Here is a 20,460-nt window from a genome sequence, read left to right on the forward strand (position 1 = left end):
TAATGTTGACGTTGTCATTTTTATCCAACAAAAAACAACAAACGTTATAAAGTGATAAATTTCAATTGATTAATCATCAAACACCCAGGAAAACCAAAAATGACAACGTGAACATAGAGAAAAATATAACCAAAGCTGCAAAAATAATTATTTGAGCGAAATCACATATCGTTAACATTGCGGCTAAAAATGCTACAAATGCGGATCGCGATCCCATTTACGGGATCGGCGATCCGGGGAGATCCGCTAAATCAGCAGGCGCACGCGATCGTAGATCTGGCGATCTTCCGGCCGCGACGATCGCGCCTGCTGGCGCAGGGTGCGCACCAGCGTGTCGATAAACGCATGGGCGGCGGCGCTCAGAATGCTGTTGCGCCGGGTGACGATATTCAGCTGCACCGGCCGGCAGCTCTCCCGCAGCGCCAGCGGTTGCAGGCGAGAGGCGAACTGCGGCAGCGCGACAATCGGCTGCGGACAGCAGGTACACATTTCGGCGAACTCCACCAGAGCCTGCAGCATGCCGAACGAATGCGCCTGGATAATGCGCTGGCGCGGCAGGCGCACGCCGTGGCGGAGAAACACCTCGTCGAACAGCGCATCGAAACTTTCCGGGGTATAGCTCATCACCCAATCCTGCTCCAGCAGCTGATGCAGCGAGGTACTGTGCGCCAGCGGGTGGCCGCGCCGCACCATGTACGCCGTTTCATACTCCAGCAGCGGCTCGCAGTGGAACTCCTGCGGCGCCGACGACGCCGGCAGCGGCGTGATGGCAAAGTCCATCGTGCCCTCGCGCAGCTGCGACTGGGCATTGGCCATCAGGCTTTCCGACAGTTCCAGCCGCACCGCCGGCACCTTGCTGCGAAACGCCATCACCGCCGGCGGCAGCACCGTCAGTATCAGCCAGGGGGTGATCGCCGCCTTGACCAGATCCGCCGTTCGCCCGCGCAGCGCCGCCATTTCCCCTTGCGCTTGCTCCAGCTGGTTCAGCACCAGCCGGGCGTGCGCCAGCAGGGTTTTGCCGTAGGGGGTAAAGCCCAGCCCGGTTGGGGTGCGGATCAGCAGCGGCAGCGCCTGTTCCTGCTCCAGTTCGCGCAGCGCGCGGGTCACCGCCGCCTGCGACAGCCCCAGATGCCGCGCCGCCGCGCGAATGCTGCCGCTGTCGGCGCTGGCCACCAGCGCCTGCAGTTGGTGTAGTTTCACGTTCACCTCCTGACAATCATCGGTTGTCAGCATAACCGAACGGCGGCTACCCGGCAAAAACGGAGTTTGCTAGTCTCGATGCCTACCCCTCTGCCCCATTCCCCGCCCGTTGGCCGGGACCCTTTGCCGGAGACCGTGATGAGCCCTTCACTCGTACTGCCTGAGATCGCCGCCGTTCATGATGAGATGGTCGCGCTTCGCCGCCACATACACGCCCACCCGGAGCTGGGATTTAAGGAGTTCGCGACGTCAGAGCTGGTGGCGCAGCGTCTGGAGGAGTGGGGTTACCGCGTCACGCGCGGCGTAGGACAAACCGGCGTTGTCGCCACATTGCAGCGCGGGCCGGGAAAATCACTCGGCATCCGCGCCGACATGGACGCCCTGCCGATCGCCGAAACCACCGGCTTGCCGCATGCCAGCACCCATGCCGGGGTGATGCACGCCTGCGGCCACGACGGGCACACCGCCATGCTGCTGGCGGCGGCGCGCTGTCTGGCGCGGCAGCCCAACTTCAGCGGCACGCTGCACCTGATCTTTCAGCCAGCGGAAGAAGGCGGCGGCGGCGCCAGAGTGATGATTGAAGACGGCCTGTTTGAACGCTTCCCCTGCGACGCGGTGTTCGCCATGCACAACGTGCCCGGCTTCCCCACCGGCCACCTGGGCTTCGCCAGCGGCCCCTTGATGTGCTCGGCCGATACGGTGCACATCACCCTGCACGGCCACGGCGGCCACGGCGCGGTGCCGCAAAGCACCGTCGATCCGGTGGTGGCCTGCGCGGCCATCGTCATGAGCCTGCAAACCATCGTGGCGCGCAATATCGATCCGCAGGAAACGGCGATCGTCACCGTGGGAGCGATGCAGGCCGGCCAGGCCGCCAACGTAATCCCGGCGACCGCCACCCTGACGCTCAGCGTGCGCGCGCTGACGGCGGTGGTGCGCGCGCGGCTGGAACAGCGCATCACCGAGCTGGTCACGGCGCAGGCCGCCAGCTTCGGCGCCCGCGCGGAGATCGACTACCGGCACGGCTATCCGGTGCTGGTGAACCACCCGGCAGAAACCGAACTGGCGCGCGCGGTGGCGCTGGACTGGGCCGGAGAGAGCCAGGTTATCCCCACGCTGCGGCCGTTTACCGCCAGCGAAGATTTCGCCTTTATGCTGGAGAAGTGCCCAGGCAGCTACATCTCGATCGGCAACGGCCCCGCCACGCCGGGCAATTCCCTGCACAACCCCGGCTATGACTTCAATGACGACAACCTGTCGGTAGGCGCCACCTACTGGGTCAAATTGGTCGAGCGCTTTTTGGCTCGCCCCACTGTTTAATCGCCAACGCTGAGGAAATGACATGAAAACCATCAAAGGGCTGTTGTTGCTGCTGCCGCTGGCCGCGAGCTTTCCCGCGCTGAGCGGCGAATTCAGCGGCAAGGTGATCAAGCTGGGCATCGATCCCACCTTTCCGCCGCTGGAATATAAAAACCCGCAGGGCAAGCTGACCGGCTTCGGCGTCGATATCGCCCAGGCGCTGTGCGACCAGATGCAGGCCAAATGCGTGTGGGTGGAAAGCAGCTGGGACGGCATGATCCCCGGCCTGCAGGCGAAGAAATTTGATGCCATCGCCTCGTCGATGACCATCACACCGCAGCGCCAGCAGCAGATCGCCTTCTCCAGCAAAGTCTCCAACGCCCCGGCGCGGCTGGTGGCGCATAAGGGCAGCAACCTGCAGCCTACCGCCGCCTCGCTGAAGGGCAAATCGGTCGGCGTGCAGCAAGGCTCCAGCCAGGAGGCCTATGCCAACGCGCTGTGGCGCCCGGCCGGCGTTAACGTGGTCGCCTACCAAAGCCAGCAGGAGGTGAACGAAGATCTGGCCAACGGTCGTCTGGATGCGTCGCTGCTGGCCAGCGTCAGCGCCAGCGAGTTCTTCAAAACGCCCGGCGGCAAAGATTTCGCCTTTATCGGCGCCGAACTGAACGACAGCAAATACTTCGGCGTCGGCGACGGCATCGGAGTGCGCAAAGAGGATACCGCGCTGCTGAACGCCTTCAACACCGCGCTGCAGGCGATCCGCGCCAACGGCACTTACAAGAAAATCAACGACAAGTATTTCGACTTCGACATGTACGGTGCGGAGCAGTAACCAGCGTTCCCCGGCGGTCACCTGCAGATCCTGCAGGATGGGGAGGCGCCTTCGGCCGCCGGGGAACGCCCCAACGGAAACGGCAGTGTCGGCAAGAACGGAAAATCAGGCGGGATAAGGATGCGGGCCAGGCAGGACGCCCGGCCCGCTAAAGCGGGTTACTTCACTTCGCCCATCGCTTTCAGCTTTTTGGACAGCTCGCGGCGCTCTTTGGACAGATCGGCATTTTTGATGATGTAGTCATCAACGCGATCTTCGTAGTCGCTGCGCATGTTGGCGATGATGCCCTGAATGTCTTCGATGCTCATGCCGGGCTTGATGTACTCACTCAGGTTGTCGAGCAGCAGCACGCGCTTCTGGTTATCACGAATTTTCTTTTCGTTGTCGACGATCTCGCGTTGCAGTTTGTTTTTGCGGCGGAACATACGCACAAACTCCAGCACGTCCTGGAAACTCGGCTTATTTGCATTATCCATCTTTATACCCTTGCTTTAGTAATACACAGATTCATTTGCTTACGGCCACATGGCACCAAGATACAGGTTTGTGGCGGTCCGGCACAACAGTGATTGCCTTATCTTACCCACTTTGCCCCGGCGGCCAAAACCCAAAGCGCCGCCTTCATGATCTGACCCCTTATTCGCGCCCGGCGGCGGTGCAGACCAGGAGCAGATCCCCCAGCTCTTCCAGTTGCTGCGCCAGCTCCATGCTGAGCCAGACATAGCCGTAAATCGGCGCTTCGCCGTGCTGGCCGAGGCTGACCTCCTGCATCAACGTTTTCAGCTCGCCGGCGATCTCCGCCAACTGCCCCGCCGCCGCCTGCCGCTGTTCCTGCGGCCCTTCGCGCATCAGCACCGCCAGCGATTCCAGCGAGCTCAGCGTCAGCAGCTGGGTGCTGCGCAGCGTGCGGGCGTTCAACATGATGAAGTGCGTTTCACGCGAGGCCCAGTAGGCGTCGGCCATCAGCTCCAGCGTGCATACCAGATTGCGGCTGAGGGTTTGCACCGCCTCGAACACCGCTTTGGGGATGCGGGTTTCCTTACTGGCGGGCACGATCAGGCTGCGCAGCTTCACCACCTGATTCAACAGATCCTTGAGCTGCGGCTCCAGCCGCGGCCGCTCGATAACGTTCGGCGAAAAATAGGCGCCATAGAGGCGGGCAGCGGTTTGCAGGCAGTCCGCCATTTGCATGCGCCACAGAATATAGGCGCGCTGTGGGTAGATGCTGGTGAACAGCAGCGCCAGCAGCGAGCCGAAGATAACGTCGCCGCTGCGCCACAGCGCGGTGTGCATGTCGCCGGCGCCCGCGCCGCACACCACCGCCAGCGTGATCCCCACCAGCAGCGCCATATACGGCCGCTTGCCGAGCGTCAGGTAACCGCAGACGAACATCACCACGCCGCACCAGGCCAGCATCAGCGGCAGCGAATAGAGTTCCAGATACAGGGCGATCAGGCCGGAAGCGGCGCCGAACACCGTGCCGGCAATGCGTTGCAGCGCCCGCTGCAGCACGTTACCCCAAAATGAGATCGGCCCCATCACCACCACCAGGGTGATCAGCGGCCAGGTGCCTTCGGGCACCGCCAGCAAGCGGATCAGCAGAAAGGTCAGGATAAACGCCAGCCCGATGCGCACGCCGTGAACGATGCGATAGTGCCGATAGGTCAGCAATTCAAGGGAAGAGATTTTTCGATCGAGGCGCACGATGCCTCCGATAAAGACCAGCCAGGCCGCTATTTTAGCGGAGGAAACCCGGCAAGGAAAAGGCGAATGAGGCGTCCCCCATTCGCGGTCAGGCTCAGGCGGCGTACTTGTCGACCAACGCGCGCAGAGCGGCGGCGGTTTCGACATCCATCACGCCGTCATACTTCTGCTGGCGGAAGTGCAGCTGGAACGCGCGCACCAGCTGGCGATAGCCTTCTGCGGTATTGGCCGCCGAGGTATCGTAGCCGTATTGGGCGAACAGTTTCAGCAGCTCGGCCTGCGCCGGCAGGCCCTGGCGGCAGTATTCCTGCTGGCGCTGCTGCTTGGTCGCCTCGTCATACCAGGCGCCGACGCCGGCCTGATACAGCTGCTGCCACGGGAACTGCGGGCCCGGATCGCTCTTGCGGCCCGGCGCAATGTCGGAGTGCGCCACCACGTTCACCGGCGAGATGTCCGGATAACGCTGCAGGATGTTCTGCGCCAGCTGGGTAACCGCCTCGATCTGCTGCGGGTTGAACGGCGGGAAGGTGATGTTTCCACCGTCGCCGCTCGCCAGGTTGACGATCTCGATGCCGATCGAGGTGTCGTTGATATTGCTGCGGGTGCCCCAATGGCTGGCGCCGGCATGCCAGGCGCGCTCGTTCTCATCCACCAGATTGAAAATGCGCACGCCGCTGAAGCCAGCGGCCTGATAGGTGGCTTCGGTCGGATCCGGCACCAGATAGTGTGCGCTGACCGATTTTCCGGTCAACGACTTCACCGAGTCGGCGAAGTTTTGCGCCGTGTAGTGCAGCACCAGAAAACGCACGCGGTGGCCGAAGCTGGCGACCGATCGGTAGCTATTGTAATCAATCTTGTACATCGTAAAGTCCCTCTCTCGCTTGATTTCACTGAGCGGCCCCTCATCATGACAGGCCACCCCGCACAGGTGAACCTTTGGCTCACCCTTTTTGTTTTAGCTAATTGCTAAATTATGCGCAAGCGTTTTTTAGCAAAACCGTTATTTACCTTTTTGCTAAAGAGTGCGATCATGGCACGATGGAAACTAAAGAAATCAGGCGCAACAATCTGCGCGAATTGATGGCCCGCTACGCCCGGCAAGGCGTCAACCAGAATGAATTCGCCACGCTGGTTGAGTCTTCCGCGCCGACGCTGAGCCAAATCATCGGGGAAAAATCCTCCCGCAATCTTGGCGACAATCTGGCCAGGCGGATCGAGGCCAGGCTGAATTTGCCCAAGGGCTGGTTCGACGTGTTTCATGAAAAGCAGCTGGTGCGCCCGTTTGACAACGTGGCGGCGGAGTCGGACTTCCAGCCCGCCCGTTTGAAACCGGTGGTATGGGAAGATACCGAACAAGACAAGGAAGAGTTTGTGGAGATCCCGCTGCTGGATATCGATTTTTCCGCCGGCGACGGCTGCTACGAAATCGTCGATCGCGAGGAGTTTTCGCTGATCTTCCGCCGTTACTATCTGCACAAGATGGGGGTGGCGGTCAACGCCGCGCGCATTATCCGCATCTCCGGCTCCAGCATGGAGCCGCGTCTGCAGGACGGCGACGTGGTCGGCATCAACACCGACGATACGCGCATCCGCGAAGGCAAGACCTACGCCATCCGCCACGGCAATTTGCTGCGGGTGAAGGTGCTGATCGAGCAGCCGGACGGCGGCGTCGTCATCCGCTCCCTCAACCGGGAAGAGTACCAGGACGAGCATCTCAGCTATCAGCAGCGCAAGGAGCAACTGGTGGTGCTCGGCCGCGTCTTCTGGTCCTCTTCGTCCTGGTAGCGGAGCAACCTCGGGCGCCCAGTGCGCCCGGTGGTTATTTGAAGTCCACCACCATCTGCTGCTGGATAGACAGCCCGCGGGTCGACTGCACGCAGCCGGCGATATAGTCGGTAAAGCGCGGCGGCTTCGGCATGCCCAGCTTGAGGATCTTTTCGTTGCTGAAACGCACGTTGAGCATGGCGAACGATCCGTACAGGCGCATCGCCTTGAGCATCAGCCGCTCGTTGCACGGGCCGAAAATGTCTTTCAGCTGGCGGCGCATTTTCACCAGCGCGTCATACGTCACCTGCGCATACTCATCGCCCACCGGCGCCTTTTCCAGCGCCGCCGCCATGGCGCGGTCGATTTCGGCAAAGCTGACGCTGCTCTCCTCACCGGCGGAGATGTGATAAACGTCGTTCTCCAGCGTTTCGCTGTTCATCAGCATCACCAGCGCATCCGCGCAGTAGTCCGCCGGGATCACATCGATATTGTCCTGCAGCGAGCACATGAATTTGCGCAGCATCAGCGCCATGCCGAACACCCAGAAAATGCTGCTGGAAGGTTGGCAGCCCAGGCGGGTGTGGCCCACCACGATCGACGGACGAGCGATGGTCAGCGGCAGTTGTGGGCAGCGCTGGCGCATCAGCTGTTCGATGGTGGATTTGGAACGGGTGTATTCCACCAGATGCTCGGCGTCTTCCTCAAACTCGCCGCTCTCCGCCACCAGCGAACCCGGCTCCGGCGAACAGGACATGGCGGTACCAACGTGCAGGAAACGTTTTAATCCCGGCACCTGCGCCATTCTTTCGGCAAAGGCCAGAGTGCCTTCTACGTTTACCTTCCAAATGAGCGGGTTATTACCAAATGAAGCAACGGCCGCGCAGTTAATAACGTGCGTGACTTTGTTAATACGTGCGTCAGTTAAAAAGTCGGCTGGCTCGGAAAGGTCGCCCAACAATATATTTTCTATCGTAATTTTAGACAGCAGGTTCGCGTCGATATTAAACTTTTCCATATTCGCGCGAATACGGGCCAGCCCTTGTTGTGCATCGTCGGCGCGCACCAGAAAAAGATAATTAACAGACTGATTTTCAATCAATAATTTCTCGAGAACCGCACCACCCAAAAAGCCGGTAGCGCCGGTCAACAGTAGCGTTTTCATAATTGTCATCCACATTGGTATTGAATGTGGGAGATTGTATCTGCGGGTATTTAAACAAATATTAAATAGAATTACGGCGCCAGAAATCACTTCTCTTAATATTATCTTAAGGAATCTTTTGATACATCCAACGTGGATTTAGTAACAAAAGAATCTCATCTATTTTATGATTAATCTCTGCCGTTTAAATACCATTGATGTAGCACCTGATTTAATTTAGCGGTCAATGTTATTTCTCTTATCGTCCGTGGAGGACTTATGACCTATAACCAAAAAATCTGGTTGGGGGTTTTGCTGCTGTGCGCCCTGTTTTGGGGGGCGGTGATAAGCGGCGCCTGTTCGCTGTATAACCGGGCGGATCGCTTCCAGGCTCACCACCCGGAGAGCGAGCTCGCCGCTCGCCACAGCCAGCCCCCTTGCACGCAACCCAGCTCACAGGCATCAAACGCCCCCCGGAATGGGTAGGGACAAGACCCGCTAACGATCCTATTATGCCCTAAGGTTAACAGGGAGATAACGATGGCTCGAAAGCTGGATAGCTTACCGCAGGCACAACGCGAAAAAATAGAAACCGATTTGCTGGCCATCAGCGTGATCTACAATGAGCGCTACGGCATCGCCTCGACCCAGGCGGAAACGGAACGACAGATCCCCGACCACCTGCTCCCCTACTTTCATCAACGGCTGGATTACTATCGCCGTGCGTAATTGCGCGCATTTCGCTAACCGTCGCTTGGCATCGCTCCCTACACCGTTACAATAGGAACATATTGTATCCGCCACTGAAGAGACGCGATTTTGAGCAGCAAGGCAACGGCCACATTTTATATTCACGATTACGAAACCTTCGGCAAAAGCCCGTCGCTGGACCGCCCGGCGCAGTTTGCCGGCGTGCGCACCGATATGGATTTCAACATTATCGAAGAGCCGCTGGTCATCTACTGCGCCCCGGCCGACGACTACCTGCCGGAACCCGAGGCGGTGATGATCACCGGCATCACGCCGCAGGTGGCGCGCGCCAAAGGCGTTAACGAAGCCGAATTCACCCGCCAAATCCACCAGGCTTTCAGCGTGGCCGGCACCTGCATTCTCGGTTACAACAACATCCGTTTCGATGACGAAGTGAGCCGCAATATCTTCTATCGCAACTTCTACGATCCCTATGCCTACAGCTGGCAAAACGGCAACTCGCGCTGGGATCTGCTGGATGTGATGCGCGCCTGCTACGCCCTGCGCCCGGACGGCATCGTCTGGCCGGAAAACGAAGACGGCTTCCCCAGCTTCCGCCTGGAGCATCTCACGCGCGCCAACGGCGTCGAGCACACGCAGGCTCACGACGCAATGTCGGACGTTTACGCCACCATCGCCATGGCCAAGCTGGTCAAACAGGCGCAGCCGCGGCTGTTCGATTTCCTGTTGCAGCACCGCAACAAGCACAAGCTGAACGCCCTGATCGACGTCGCCGAAATGACGCCGCTGGTGCACGTCTCCGGCATGTTTGGCGCGGCGCGCGGCAACACCAGCTGGGTGTCGCCGTTGGCCTGGCACCCGGACAACAAAAACGCGGTGATCATGTGCGATCTCGCCGGCGATATGACGCCGCTGCTGACGCTGAGCGCCGAGCAGCTGCGTGAACGGCTGTACACCCGCCGCGACGATCTGGCGCCGGATCAGGCGCCGGTGCCGATCAAGCTGGTGCACATCAACAAATGCCCGGTGCTGGCGCCGGCCAAAACCCTGCTGCCGGAGAACGCCGAGCGGCTGGGCATCGATCGCCAGGCCTGCCTGCAAAACCTGCAGCTGCTGAAACAGCACCCGGAAGTGCGTGAGAAAGTGGTGGCGCTGTTCGCCGAAGCCGAGCCGTTCAAAGGCTCCGACGACGTCGACGCCCGGCTGTATGACGGCTTCTTCAGCGACGCCGACAAGGCGGCGATGAGGATTATCCAGCAGACCAAGCCGCAGAACCTGCCGGCGCTGGATCTGGCCTTCAGCGACGGCCGCATGAAAGAGCTGCTGTTCCGCTTCCGCGCGCGCAACTACCCGAATACGCTGGACGATGCCGAACAGCGCCGCTGGCTGCAGCACCGCCAAGAAGCGCTGAGCGCGGAGCGCGTGCAGAGTTACCTGCTGCAGCTCGAATCGCTGTATAACCTGCACGAAGGCGACAAAGAGAAAACCGCCCTGCTGAAAGCGCTGTTCGATTACGGCAAAGAGTTGGTGGGGTAAACCCGCAGCAAGCAGAAAAGGAAAAGGCCGCAAATGCGGCCTTTTTTGTGGCTGAGGAGACGGCTCGCGCTTAGGCGGCGTCTTCGCTCGCTTGCGGCACCGGCAGACGGAAGCTGCGGGTGACGAAGGCCAGGTAGATCAGACCGATGGCCGCCCAGACCAGGCCCAGCGTCATCGAGCTGGCTTCCAGGTTGATCCACAGCGCGCCGACGGTCAATGCGCCCAGCACCGGCAGGATCAGGTAGTTGAACGTGTCTTTCACGGTGCGGTTCATCTTGTCGCGAATATAGAACTGCGAGATCACCGACAGGTTGACGAAGGTGAAGGCCACCAGCGCACCGAAGTTGATCAGCGCGGTCGCGGTCACCAGGTCAAACGACACGGCGGACAGCGCGATGGCGCCAACCAGCAGCACGTTCAGCGCCGGTGTACGCCACTTCGGATGTACATAGCCGAAGAAACGAGTCGGGAACACGCCGTCGCGGCCCATCACGTACATCAGACGCGAAACGCCCGCGTGCGCCGCCATGCCTGACGCCAATACCGTCACGCAGGAGAACACCAGGATCACCGACTGGAAGAATTTGCCCGCCACGTACAGCATGATTTCAGGCTGCGACGCGTCAGGATCCTTGAAGCGCGAGATGTCCGGGAAGTACAGCTGCACAAAGTAAGACACCACGATAAAGATGATGCCGCCGATCAGCGCCGTCAGGAAGATGGCTTTCGGGATCACTTTTTCCGCGTCTTTGGTCTCTTCAGACAGCGAGCTGATGCCGTCGAAGCCCAGGAACGAGAAGCACAGGATGGTCGCGCCGGTAATCATCGGCACCACGTGCGCGTTATCGGACCAGAATGGGCGACTGCTGACCAGCGTACCGGCGCCTTCGCCGTGGTAAACGCCGTTGATCACCAGGCCGAGGAACACGATCATGATCGCCACCTGCACCACCACGATGATGGAGTTCAGGTTAGCCACCAGCTTGATGCCGCGCAGGTTGAAAATCGTCATCAAGCCGACCAGCACCGCCACGAAAATCCAGGACGGAACGCCCGGGAAGATCGCTTCCAGGTAAATCTTGGCCAGCAAAATGTTGATCATCGGCATGAACAGGTAGTCCAGCAGCGATGACCAGCCCACCATAAAGCCGACGTGTGGGCTGATGGCTTTCTGGGCGTAAGTGTAGGCGGAACCGGCGGAAGGGAACTTCTTCACCAGCTTGCCGTAGCTCAGGGCGGTAAACAGGATCGCCAGCAGAGCGAAGGCGTACGCGGTCGCGACGTGACCATCGGTCAGGCCGGATACGATGCCGAAGGTATCGAAGATGGTCATTGGCTGCAGATAAGCCAGGCCCATCATCACTACCGGAACCAAAGTCAGGGTTTTACGCAGCTGAGTGCGCTGAGCCGGAGCGGCGTTGAGGGTGTTATCGGACATTGTTCAGCCCCCCCTTACCTTGAGCCTTGCGGATGGCGGACACGCCAAGACTTAAGGTTGCGGGGAAACTTCGCAACGAGCGACTTAATTCTAAAAGAAGGGGATTGTAAGCTGGATAACGGGTCGAGGTAACCTCGGCTGCTCCATAGTCGCTGCGGCCACAGCGGAAACCGGCGGGCACCGGTGCTAAAGTGAAAAATTGCCCCATCTTTCTAATCCTCATGAGTCACGACCATAAAGTTTTGTTTGATCGTGCACGAAACTATTTATCTATCCGGATCGGTGTCCGGCCTCGCTTGGTGTATGAAACGCTACGTTGGTAAAACTTAATGCAAAAAAAATAACCGACGCGTTAAAACGTCGGCTATCTGCATTTGAGATATTTTGCACCAGAATGCCTCCGGATGACAAGATCCGGAAGCCCTCAAATACAAATTCTTTTTGTCGATCGAACGGAAAACCGGCCCGGCAGGCGAATTAATCCACTACCGGCAGGCCGGTCGGCCGCACATACCTCTTACTTTATACGCCCATTCAGGCATTTTTCAACATCCAGTCAATCTCGGTTTCCGTCACTCGCCGCTCGAACTGCAGCAGTTCGTCGGTCTTGCAGGCGTGATAAACCTGGGTGAAACGCTCGCCCAGATAGTGGGTCAGCGCGTGCTGATGCTCAAACTCGTACAGCGCGTCGCTCTGGCGGATCGGCAGCGGCAGCCCCTCCTGCTCCAGCCCGTTGCCGGTCACCGGCTCAGGCAGCGGCAGCGCGTTGTCCAGCCCGTACAGCATGCCGGCCAGGATCGCCGCCATCACCAGATATGGATTGGCGTCGGCGCCGGCCACGCGATACTCCACCCGATGGTTCTCCGGTTCGCCGCAGGGAATGCGCAGCGCCACGGTGCGGTTGTTGTGGCCCCAGGCGGCCTGGATCGGCACATACATCCCAGGCTGGAAACGCCGGTAGGCGTTGACGTTCGGCGCCAGCAGCGCCATCGACGCCGGCATCAGGGTGATCATCCCGGCCAGCGCCTGTTTCAGCAGTGGCGAATCCTCGCCTTCGTCGTCGGCGAACAGGTTGTTGCCCGCGCCGTCCTGCATGCTGACATGCACGTGCATGCCGCTGCCGGCATGATCCTCGTAGGGCTTGGCCATAAAGGTGGCGTGCATGTCGTGGTTCTCGGCCACCAGCCGCACCAGCCGTTTCAGCGCCAGCGCGTGGTCGCAGGCCAGCAAAATATCGTCGGTATGACGCAGGTTGACCTCGAACTGCCCCGGCGACGCCTCCGCCACCGCGCCGTCCGCCGGCAGCCCCTGCAGCTTCGCCAGCGCGTCAATGTCGTTCAGCACCTCGGCGAAATGGTTCAGGTTATCGACGGAGTACACCTGGCTTTGGGTGTTGCGCTCCTGGGTGCCGGGCGCGCACGGCGGCTGCAGATCGCCCTCCGCGTCGCGCTGCCGATCGATGAGATAAAACTCCAGCTCTACCGCTGCCACCGGGAACAAGCCGCGCTGTCGCAGCGCCTGCCACACGCGGTTCAACACATTGCGGGGTTCAACGTCAAAGGGAGTGCCATCTTCATCCAGCATGGTCAGCAGCACCTGGCCGATATGCTGCGGATCGGCGGCCGACGGCGTCAGCGAGCCGGGTACCGGCAGGCAAATGCGGTCCGGCTCGCCGAGGTCTTGCCCAAGGCCGGTCTCCTCCACCACGTTGCCGAGGATGTCCATGGCGAACACCGACGCGGGGAAGTAGCTGCCTTTTTCCAGTTTTTTCAACCCTGAGACGGGTATGCGTTTGCCGCGGAAGGAACCATTGAGATCGGTGAGAAGGATATCGACATACTGCGTGGCGGGATGGCGTTCCAAATAATGAGCAACCTCATTTTGGAACGCGCTACTTCGCCTCTCTTCATGATGCTGTGCAAAATGTTCAACTGCTGCGCTATTGGTTTGCATATGTCACCCGCCATTATGCTCTTAAGGCGCGTTGGCGCCCGTCCGCCGTTCGATTCAACACATGATTGGATTTCTCGCCAGGCTGCGCCGCTGCCGGGCGCTCAAAATAACATCCACACCATGAAACATAGTCTTAACAGAATAGGTTTGCAAATGTTACAATCCTGTTTGATTATTCGCCGCCGGCTGCTAAATTGATAAAATATTGACCGAAAAGGCCTTGCCGCCATTTTTACGTCAACTATTTCGTCCAACGCACCGAGAGTGAACATGGGCAATATATTTTCCAAACCTGCCCTAACTACCGATATCATGCAGCATCGTTATCGCCCAGACAGGCGCCCGATAGCGATATTCATGTCTGCCTGTCGCCCCTACCAGAAGGAAGTACCGCTATGAGCGAAGCCAGCTTGGCACCGGGCAAACGCCTGTCGCAGATCCGTCAGCAATTGGGTTTGTCGCAGCGCCGGGTCGCCGAACTGTCCGGGTTAACCCACAGTGCGATCAGCACCATCGAACAGGACAAGGTCAGCCCGGCCATCAGCACGCTGCAAAAGCTGCTGAAGGTGTATGGCCTGTCGCTGTCTGAATTCTTTGCCGAACCGGAAGCCGTCGACGAGCCGCGCGTGGTGATCGACGCCGAGGATCTGATTGAGATCGGCAGCCAGGGGGTGTCGATGAAGCTGGTGCACAACGGCAGCCCGACGCGTAACCTGGCGATGATGCTGGAAACCTACCAGCCCGGCACCACCACCGGTGAAAAGATCAAGCACCAGGGCGAAGAGATCGGCACCCTGCTGGAGGGCGAGATCGTGCTGACCATCAACGGCCAGAGCTACTGCCTGACCGCCGGCCAGAGTTACGCCATCAACACCGGCATTCCGCACAGCTTCAGCAATACCTCGGCGCGCATCTGCCGCATCGTCAGCGCACACACCCCCACCACCTTCTGAGCGCTTCTCGCACCGGCGCAGCCTGACGCGGGTTGCGCCCCTACCCGCCAACGCGTTTTCCACCGCCGTTATGCCATTTTGTTGGTTGCCAACGGCGTAATCTGTGTTACAACAGAGCATAACAGCCATCTAAACATCTAAACGGCCTTAATACCCTATGTCAACCGCAACGCCTTCACGCCTCGAGATGCGCAATATCTCGATCGCCTTCGCCGGCTTCAATGCGCTGCAGGACGTGGACTTCACGCTGCAGGGCGGTTCAATCCATGCGCTGGTCGGCGCCAACGGCGCGGGCAAGTCGACGCTGATGGCGATCCTCTCCGGCGCCCACGATCATTATCGCGGCGAGATCCTGATCGACGGCCAGGCGGTGGCGATCCACTCCCCGCTGCAGGCGCGCCGCCACGGCATTCACGTGGTGCAGCAAGAGGTCGACGTCGCGCTGATCCCCACGCTGTCGGTGGCGGAAAACATCATGCTGGACTGGCTGAACGAACCGGGCCATTGGCTGAACTGGGCGGAACTGCACCGCCGCGCCGCGCAGCTGCTGCAGCAATGGGCGCTGCCGCTCAACCCGCGCAGGCGGCTGGCGGACTGCACGCTGGCGGAAAAACAGCAGGTGCTGCTGGCGCGCGCGCTGTCGCACCGCTGCCGTTTTCTGGTGCTCGACGAACCGACCGCCCCGCTCGATCGCGCCGAGAGCGAGCGCCTGTTTAACGTGGTTCGCCGCCTGCAATCCGAAGGCATCGGCATCGTATTTATTTCCCACCGCATCCACGAACTGAGCGACATTTGCGATCGGCTGACGGTGCTGCGCGACGGCCGTCGCGTCAGCGAAGACGCCATGCGCGGGCTGAGCGGCGAACAGATCGTCGAGAAGATGCTCGGCCATCGGCTGGACGATATTTTCCCGCCGCCGCGCCCGCCGCACGCCGAGCGAACGCTGCTGCAGGTGCAAGGCTTGCGCGATCGCCACAAGCTGCGCGACGTTTCGCTGCGGCTGCATGAGGGCGAAATTCTCGGCATCGCCGGGCTGGCGGGAGCCGGCAAAACCGAGCTGTGCAAAGCGCTGTTCGGCGCCAGCGCCGTGCAGCTTGAGCGCGGCGAACTGCGCGGGCAGCCCTGGGCGCCGCGTGCGCCGCATCTCTCGGTCGAACAGGGGCTGGCGCTGGTGCCGGAGGAACGCCGCAAAGAAGGCATTTTCATCGATGAGGCGATCCCGATGAACCTGAGCGTCAGCGCCGACGACAGCTTCTCGCGCTGGAGCCTGTTCAGCCGGCGACAAGAGCTGCGCTGGGCGCGCGAGATCATGCAGCGCCTGAACATTCGCGCCTCGGGCCCGCAACAGCGGCTGGCGCGCCTGTCCGGCGGCAATCAACAAAAAGTGGCGATCGGCAAATGGCTGCGCGGCGACGCCGAGGTGCTGATCTTCGATGAACCGACCAAGGGCGTGGACATCAAGGCCAAGCAGGAGCTGTTCAGCCTGATCGACGGCCTGGCGCGCGCCGGCAAGGGCGTGATTTACGCCTCCGGCGAGTTCGCCGAGCTGGTTGGCCTGTGCGATCGCATCTGCGTGCTGTGGGACGGCCGCATCGTGGCGGAGTTGAACGCCGCCGACATCGACGAAGAAACCTTATTGCTCTATTCCACCGGAGGAACCCCTGCGTGAGTAAAGAATTAGCCCTGCGGCCTGCGCTGCCCTGGCGCCAACAGCTGTTCGATTTCCTCTACAAATGGGGCATGCTGCTGACCGTGGCGGCGCTGATCGCCCTGTTCGGCCTGGCGTCGGACAACTTCCTCGATGCCAACAACATCATCAATATCCTGCGTTCGATCGCCATCGTGACGGTGATCGCCATCGGCGTCTCTATCTCGCTGTCGGTCGGCGGTTTCGATCTGTCGGTCGGCTCGACCGCCTCGCTGGCCAACGCGCTGGTAATTTCGCTGTTCGTCTGGCACGGGTTCGGCACCACCGGCGCCATCGTGGTAACGCTGCTGCTGTGCACGCTGGTCGGCCTGTTCAACGCCCTACTGATCGTGGTGTTTAGAATTCCCGATATGCTGGCGACGCTGGCCAGCCTGTTCGTGATCCAGGGCGTGGCGATGACCTACAGCTACGGCGGATCCATCACCCAAAACATGGTGCTGCCGAATGGCGACATGGCGGAAGGCCTGATCCCGGAGGTGTTTTCCGCCCTCGGCCAGGTGCCGGTGATCGTGCTGATCATGCTGGCGGTCACCGTGGCGGTGCAGCTGTTCCTGTCGTTGACCAAGCATGGCCGCCGCATGTATGCCATCGGCGGCAACCCCGAGGCGGCGCGCCTTTCGGGCATCCGCACCGTGCGTTACAGGGTTGCCGCTTATGTCATTTCCTCTTGGCTGGCGGCGCTTGGCGGCATCTTGCTGGCGTCACGTATCGGCTCTTCGCAGGTCAACGCCGGCGGCGGCTATCTGATGGACGCGGTGGCGGCGGCCTATATCGGCTTCTCGCTGGCCGGGGCCGGCAAACCTAATGCGCTCGGCACTCTGATCGGCGCGGTGATCCTCGGCGTGCTGCAAAACGGGCTGGTGATGCTGTCGGTGCCCTACTACGCCATGGACATTATCAAAGGCCTGGTGCTGGCGCTGGCGCTGGCCATCACCTACATCCAAAAACGCTGATCCTCCCCGGCGCACGCCCGCTGCGCCGCTTTTCCCTTTAATTCATCCGGTTAACCTTTCCCGCCAGCAAAACCAGCATACAAATGATATGGATTATCATTAGCGTTTACATTCAGAAAAAAATCCTTACAATAGCCTCACGCAACGTTGACGAAGCTAAGCATTTCTCAGCGAAAGACGAACAATTTCATTAGAAATTCAATTGGTTAATTACTTTCACTTCAATCCAGGAAAGGTTTACCTCATGGAAACGCCACGTTACAGCAAGCTCGCCGCTCTGGTGATCGCCTCACTCAGCGCCACCGCCGCGCTGGCCGCGCCGCAGGACGACACCCAGGACACCATGGTCGTCACCGCCTCCGGCTTCCAGCAAAAAATTCAGGACTCCGCCGCTTCCATCTCGGTGATCCCGCGCCAGCAGATCGAAGACAAGGCCTATCGCGACGTGACCGACGCGCTGAAAGACGTGCCGGGCGTGGTGATCACCGGCGGCGCCAGCAGCAGTGACATCAGCATCCGCGGCATGTCCTCCAAGTACACCCTGATCCTGGTGGACGGCAAACGCGTCGACACCCGCGGCACCCGTCCGAACAGCGACAACGCCGGCATCGAACAGGGCTGGCTGCCGCCGATGGAAGCCATCGAGCGCATCGAAGTGGTGCGCGGGCCGATGTCTTCGCTGTACGGTTCTGACGCCATGGGCGGCGTGATCAACGTCATCACTCGCAAGACCTCCCGCACCGAGTGGAAAGGCTCGCTGCACGGCGACGCCACCATTCAGGAAAACCGCGATTCCGGCGATCTGTTCCAGACCAACGCCTACGCCTCCGGCCCGCTGGTTGAAGGGCTGCTCGGCCTGCGGGTCAACGGCCTGCTGTCGCGCCGCGCGGAAGATAAAATCGTCAACGGTTACAACGAACAGCGCATGCGCAGCGGCACCGCGGTGTTCACCCTGACGCCGGACGAGAAAAACGAATTCGACTTCGAAATCGGCCGTTCGCTGCAGGATCGCAACAGCACGCCGGGCAAATCGGTGGTGGCGGAGCGCTGCAGCAAAGGCAAATGCTCGCCGACGTCCCGCAGCGAAAGCCTGTATACGCGCACCAACTACTCGCTGACCCACAACGGCTATTATGACTTCGGCAACTCCACCAGCTACGTGCAGCGCGAAGAAACCGGTAACCCGGGCCGTAACATGAAGGCCTACAACACCATCTTCAACACCCAGAACCAGTTCGAGCTGGGTTCCCATATGCTGAACCTCGGCGGCCAATACCGCTATGAAAAACTGGGCGACGGCGGCAACCAGCTTGAATCGGCTCAAGGTCTCAGCAAGCTGACGCGCTGGAGCTGGGCATTGTTCGCTGAAGACGAATGGGCGCTGACCAACGACTTCAGCCTGACCAGCGGCATCCGCATGGATCAGGATGAAAACTTCGGCAGCCACTGGACCCCGCGCATGTACGGCGTCTGGCACCTGACCGAACAGTGGACGCTGAAAGGCGGCGTCTCCGCCGGTTACAAATCGCCGGATCTGCGCCAATCCTCCCCTAACTGGGGGCAGGTCACCGGCGGCGGCGTGCGTAAAGGCATCATCGTCGGTAACCCGGATTTGCAGCCAGAGAAGAGCCTGAGCGAAGAAATCGGCCTGATGTGGGATAGTCTGAAAGGCATTAACGCCGGCGTGACGGTCTTCAACACCGACTTTAAAGACAAAATCACCGAAGTGCGCCGCTGCGAAGACACGCCGGATTGCACCATCGGCGGCACGTCCTACGACTTTATCAGCGATCGCGTCAACGTCGACAAAGCCAATATGCGCGGCGTAGAAGCCACCTTCGGCTGGCAGATCAACAAAGACTGGAAGTGGAACACCAACTACACCTACACCGCTTCCGAACAGAAGAGCGGCGAGTTCCAGGGCAAGGCGCTCAACCAGATGCCGAAGCACATGCTGAACACCGTGCTGGACTGGCGCGCCACGCAGGACCTCAGCCTGTGGTCGCGCGTCAACTTCCGCAGCCGCACCTCTGACTACCTGAGCCGCACCTCGATGGCCAAGAGCACGCCGTCCTACACCTTCGTCGATGCGGGCCTGAGCTACCAGGCGGCGAAAAACCTGCAGCTGACCGGCGGGGTCTACAACATCCTCGACAAGACCGTGGATTACGACCACTACAACACCACGCTGGACGGCCGCCGTTACACCGTCGGCATGACCTATAACTTCTGATGCCCCCGGGCGCGCGCTGCGCGCCCTTTTCATTCCATCACCGTGAGGAAGCCCCATGAGATTACGCCGCTCCCCCCTGATGATCGCCCTGCTGGCAGCGATGGCGCTGGCGGGTTGCCACAGTAAAACCGCTACGCCGGTAGCCGCAACCCCGGCCACCGTCAACGTCCAGCACCTGAACGGCAGCACCGAGGTGAAAAAGCACCCGCAGCGCATCGTGGTGCTGGATTACGCCTCGCTGGAAACGCTGCAGCTGCTGGGCGTCGAGCCGCTGGCGCTGCCCGGCAACCGCAAGAACTTGCCGGATAGCCTGAAGCGCTATCAGGACGACAAATACCTCAATGCCGGCACCCTGTTCAAGCCGGATATGGCCGTGCTGCGCGCCGCCAAGCCGGATCTGATCCTGATCGCTGGCCGGGCGTCCAAAGCCTATGATGAGCTGAACGCGCTGGCGCCGACGCTGAACATGTCCGTCGATCCGCAGGATCAGCTGGGCAGCCTGAAACAGCGCACGCTGCAGCTGGGCGAGCTGTTCGATAAGCAGCAACAGGCACAGGCGGCGGTCGATAAGCTGGATGCGCAGATCGCGGCGGTCAAACCGCAGGCCGCTCAGGCCGGGCGCGGGCTGGTGGTGCTGTTCTCCGGCGGCAAGATCAGCGCCTACGCCCCCAAGAGTCGTTTCAGCTTCGTCTATGACGCCCTCGGCTTCTCGTCTGCGCTGCAGTCCGACGAAAAAGACGTACGCGGCAACAAGCTGACGCCTGAGCAGGTGGCCAAACTGAATCCGGACTGGCTGTTCGTCATCGACAGAGACGCCGCGACCGGGCGGCCGAACGCGGTGGCGCCGCAGAAGATCCTCACCGGCACCGCGCTGAAGAAAACCACGGCGGTGAAAAAAGGCCAGGTGGTTTACCTGCCGGCGGCCGAGGTGTATCTGTCCGGCGGCATCGTCACCGCCCAGCACGTCGTCGAACGCGTGAGCGAGGCGCTGAACCACGCAGCACGATAAAGAAAGCCCGGCGATGCCGGGCT

The 20,460-nt window shown here is 60.4% G+C and carries 18 protein-coding genes; 11 read left to right on the forward strand and 7 right to left on the reverse strand.

Annotation, left to right across the window (positions count from 1 at the left end):
- Nucleotides 1-246: 246 nt before the first annotated feature.
- Nucleotides 247-1,200, reverse strand: a complete 954-nt coding sequence (locus tag ACJ8HH_RS12045; RefSeq protein ID WP_197766255.1) for a LysR substrate-binding domain-containing protein — start codon at nt 1,198-1,200, stop codon at nt 247-249.
- A gap of 138 nt (nt 1,201-1,338) precedes the next feature.
- Here ACJ8HH_RS12045 and ACJ8HH_RS12050 point away from each other — a divergent pair, with 138 nt between their 5' ends.
- Both ACJ8HH_RS12050 and ACJ8HH_RS12055 read left to right on the forward strand, forming a co-directional pair.
- On the forward strand, nt 1,339-2,520 hold the full coding sequence (locus ACJ8HH_RS12050; RefSeq protein WP_049233051.1) for a M20 aminoacylase family protein: 1,182 nt from the start codon (nt 1,339-1,341) through the stop codon (nt 2,518-2,520).
- Nucleotides 2,521-2,542: 22 nt separating this feature from the next.
- Nucleotides 2,543-3,331 (forward strand): ABC transporter substrate-binding protein, encoded by a 789-nt coding sequence (locus ACJ8HH_RS12055; RefSeq protein WP_033655109.1) that lies wholly within the window; start codon nt 2,543-2,545, stop codon nt 3,329-3,331.
- Between the two features lie 158 nt (nt 3,332-3,489).
- Here ACJ8HH_RS12055 and tmaR read toward each other — a convergent pair whose 3' ends face one another.
- From tmaR to ACJ8HH_RS12070, 3 genes are all read right to left on the reverse strand, one after another.
- On the reverse strand, nt 3,490-3,807 hold the full coding sequence (tmaR, locus tag ACJ8HH_RS12060; protein ID WP_004935612.1) for a PTS system regulator TmaR: 318 nt from the start codon (nt 3,805-3,807) through the stop codon (nt 3,490-3,492).
- Nucleotides 3,808-3,967: 160 nt separating this feature from the next.
- Nucleotides 3,968-5,035, reverse strand: a complete 1,068-nt coding sequence (locus ACJ8HH_RS12065; protein ID WP_033647985.1) for an FUSC family protein — start codon at nt 5,033-5,035, stop codon at nt 3,968-3,970.
- Between the two features lie 94 nt (nt 5,036-5,129).
- Nucleotides 5,130-5,897: an N-acetylmuramoyl-L-alanine amidase gene (locus tag ACJ8HH_RS12070; protein WP_197766256.1), complete on the reverse strand. Its 768-nt coding sequence runs from the start codon at nt 5,895-5,897 to the stop codon at nt 5,130-5,132.
- Nucleotides 5,898-6,073: 176 nt separating this feature from the next.
- Here ACJ8HH_RS12070 and ACJ8HH_RS12075 point away from each other — a divergent pair, with 176 nt between their 5' ends.
- Nucleotides 6,074-6,820 (forward strand): S24 family peptidase, encoded by a 747-nt coding sequence (locus tag ACJ8HH_RS12075; protein WP_004935623.1) that lies wholly within the window; start codon nt 6,074-6,076, stop codon nt 6,818-6,820.
- 34 nt (nt 6,821-6,854) lie between these two features.
- On the opposite strand, the gene ACJ8HH_RS12080 is transcribed toward ACJ8HH_RS12075, so the two are convergent.
- A complete protein-coding gene (locus ACJ8HH_RS12080) occupies nt 6,855-7,964 on the reverse strand; it encodes an SDR family oxidoreductase (RefSeq protein ID WP_049195321.1) in 1,110 nt (369 codons plus the stop codon).
- Nucleotides 7,965-8,483: 519 nt separating this feature from the next.
- Here ACJ8HH_RS12080 and ACJ8HH_RS12085 point away from each other — a divergent pair.
- Both ACJ8HH_RS12085 and sbcB read left to right on the forward strand, forming a co-directional pair.
- Nucleotides 8,484-8,672 (forward strand): DNA polymerase III subunit theta, encoded by a 189-nt coding sequence (locus tag ACJ8HH_RS12085; RefSeq protein WP_033635247.1) that lies wholly within the window; start codon nt 8,484-8,486, stop codon nt 8,670-8,672.
- Nucleotides 8,673-8,762: 90 nt separating this feature from the next.
- Nucleotides 8,763-10,190 carry an exodeoxyribonuclease I gene (sbcB, locus tag ACJ8HH_RS12090; RefSeq protein WP_033635248.1) on the forward strand — a complete coding sequence of 476 codons (1,428 nt, stop codon included), beginning with the start codon at nt 8,763-8,765 and terminating at the stop codon, nt 10,188-10,190.
- 70 nt (nt 10,191-10,260) lie between these two features.
- On the opposite strand, the gene ACJ8HH_RS12095 is transcribed toward sbcB, so the two are convergent.
- On the reverse strand, nt 10,261-11,628 hold the full coding sequence (locus ACJ8HH_RS12095; RefSeq protein ID WP_033647989.1) for an APC family permease: 1,368 nt from the start codon (nt 11,626-11,628) through the stop codon (nt 10,261-10,263).
- Nucleotides 11,629-12,162: 534 nt separating this feature from the next.
- Entirely contained in the window at nt 12,163-13,581 is a 1,419-nt protein-coding gene (locus tag ACJ8HH_RS12100) for a glutamine synthetase family protein (protein WP_033647990.1), read from the reverse strand.
- On the opposite strand from ACJ8HH_RS12100, the gene ACJ8HH_RS12105 reads away from it, so the two are divergent.
- The 6 genes from ACJ8HH_RS12105 (at nt 13,495) to ACJ8HH_RS12130 (ending at nt 20,437) form a co-directional block, all read left to right on the forward strand.
- Complete coding sequence (locus tag ACJ8HH_RS12105) at nt 13,495-13,779, forward strand: hypothetical protein (RefSeq protein WP_162091417.1); 285 nt, start codon at nt 13,495-13,497, stop codon at nt 13,777-13,779. The genes ACJ8HH_RS12100 and ACJ8HH_RS12105 overlap by 87 nt on opposite strands.
- 197 nt (nt 13,780-13,976) lie before the next feature.
- Entirely contained in the window at nt 13,977-14,534 is a 558-nt protein-coding gene (puuR, locus tag ACJ8HH_RS12110) for an HTH-type transcriptional regulator PuuR (RefSeq protein ID WP_016927000.1), read from the forward strand.
- A 157-nt stretch (nt 14,535-14,691) separates the two neighbouring features.
- Entirely contained in the window at nt 14,692-16,203 is a 1,512-nt protein-coding gene (locus ACJ8HH_RS12115; RefSeq protein ID WP_060426034.1) for a sugar ABC transporter ATP-binding protein, read from the forward strand.
- A complete protein-coding gene (locus tag ACJ8HH_RS12120; RefSeq protein ID WP_033648150.1) occupies nt 16,200-17,195 on the forward strand; it encodes an ABC transporter permease in 996 nt (331 codons plus the stop codon). The genes ACJ8HH_RS12115 and ACJ8HH_RS12120 overlap by 4 nt, the downstream gene beginning before the upstream one ends.
- 244 nt (nt 17,196-17,439) lie before the next feature.
- Nucleotides 17,440-19,428 (forward strand): ligand-gated channel protein, encoded by a 1,989-nt coding sequence (locus tag ACJ8HH_RS12125; protein WP_048321811.1) that lies wholly within the window; start codon nt 17,440-17,442, stop codon nt 19,426-19,428.
- 55 nt (nt 19,429-19,483) lie between these two features.
- Nucleotides 19,484-20,437: a siderophore ABC transporter substrate-binding protein gene (locus ACJ8HH_RS12130; protein WP_048321812.1), complete on the forward strand. Its 954-nt coding sequence runs from the start codon at nt 19,484-19,486 to the stop codon at nt 20,435-20,437.
- Nucleotides 20,438-20,460 lie beyond the last annotated feature (23 nt).

Source organism: Serratia sp. CY32780 (assembly GCF_052169135.1).
GTDB lineage: Bacteria > Pseudomonadota > Gammaproteobacteria > Enterobacterales > Enterobacteriaceae > Serratia > Serratia sarumanii.

Coding starts and splice junctions, on each gene's coding strand:
- ACJ8HH_RS12050 (WP_049233051.1), top strand. CDS start 1,339: ATGAGCCCTTCACTCGTACTGCCTGAGATCGCCGCCGTTCATGATGAG.
- ACJ8HH_RS12055 (WP_033655109.1), top strand. CDS start 2,543: ATGAAAACCATCAAAGGGCTGTTGTTGCTGCTGCCGCTGGCCGCGAGC.
- tmaR (WP_004935612.1), bottom strand. CDS start 3,807: ATGGATAATGCAAATAAGCCGAGTTTCCAGGACGTGCTGGAGTTTGTG.
- ACJ8HH_RS12070 (WP_197766256.1), bottom strand. CDS start 5,897: ATGTACAAGATTGATTACAATAGCTACCGATCGGTCGCCAGCTTCGGC.
- ACJ8HH_RS12075 (WP_004935623.1), top strand. CDS start 6,074: ATGGAAACTAAAGAAATCAGGCGCAACAATCTGCGCGAATTGATGGCC.
- ACJ8HH_RS12080 (WP_049195321.1), bottom strand. CDS start 7,964: ATGAAAACGCTACTGTTGACCGGCGCTACCGGCTTTTTGGGTGGTGCG.
- ACJ8HH_RS12085 (WP_033635247.1), top strand. CDS start 8,484: ATGGCTCGAAAGCTGGATAGCTTACCGCAGGCACAACGCGAAAAAATA.
- ACJ8HH_RS12095 (WP_033647989.1), bottom strand. CDS start 11,628: ATGTCCGATAACACCCTCAACGCCGCTCCGGCTCAGCGCACTCAGCTG.
- ACJ8HH_RS12105 (WP_162091417.1), top strand. CDS start 13,495: ATGAGCAACCTCATTTTGGAACGCGCTACTTCGCCTCTCTTCATGATG.
- ACJ8HH_RS12100 (WP_033647990.1), bottom strand. CDS start 13,581: ATGCAAACCAATAGCGCAGCAGTTGAACATTTTGCACAGCATCATGAA.
- puuR (WP_016927000.1), top strand. CDS start 13,977: ATGAGCGAAGCCAGCTTGGCACCGGGCAAACGCCTGTCGCAGATCCGT.
- ACJ8HH_RS12115 (WP_060426034.1), top strand. CDS start 14,692: ATGTCAACCGCAACGCCTTCACGCCTCGAGATGCGCAATATCTCGATC.
- ACJ8HH_RS12125 (WP_048321811.1), top strand. CDS start 17,440: ATGGAAACGCCACGTTACAGCAAGCTCGCCGCTCTGGTGATCGCCTCA.
- ACJ8HH_RS12130 (WP_048321812.1), top strand. CDS start 19,484: ATGAGATTACGCCGCTCCCCCCTGATGATCGCCCTGCTGGCAGCGATG.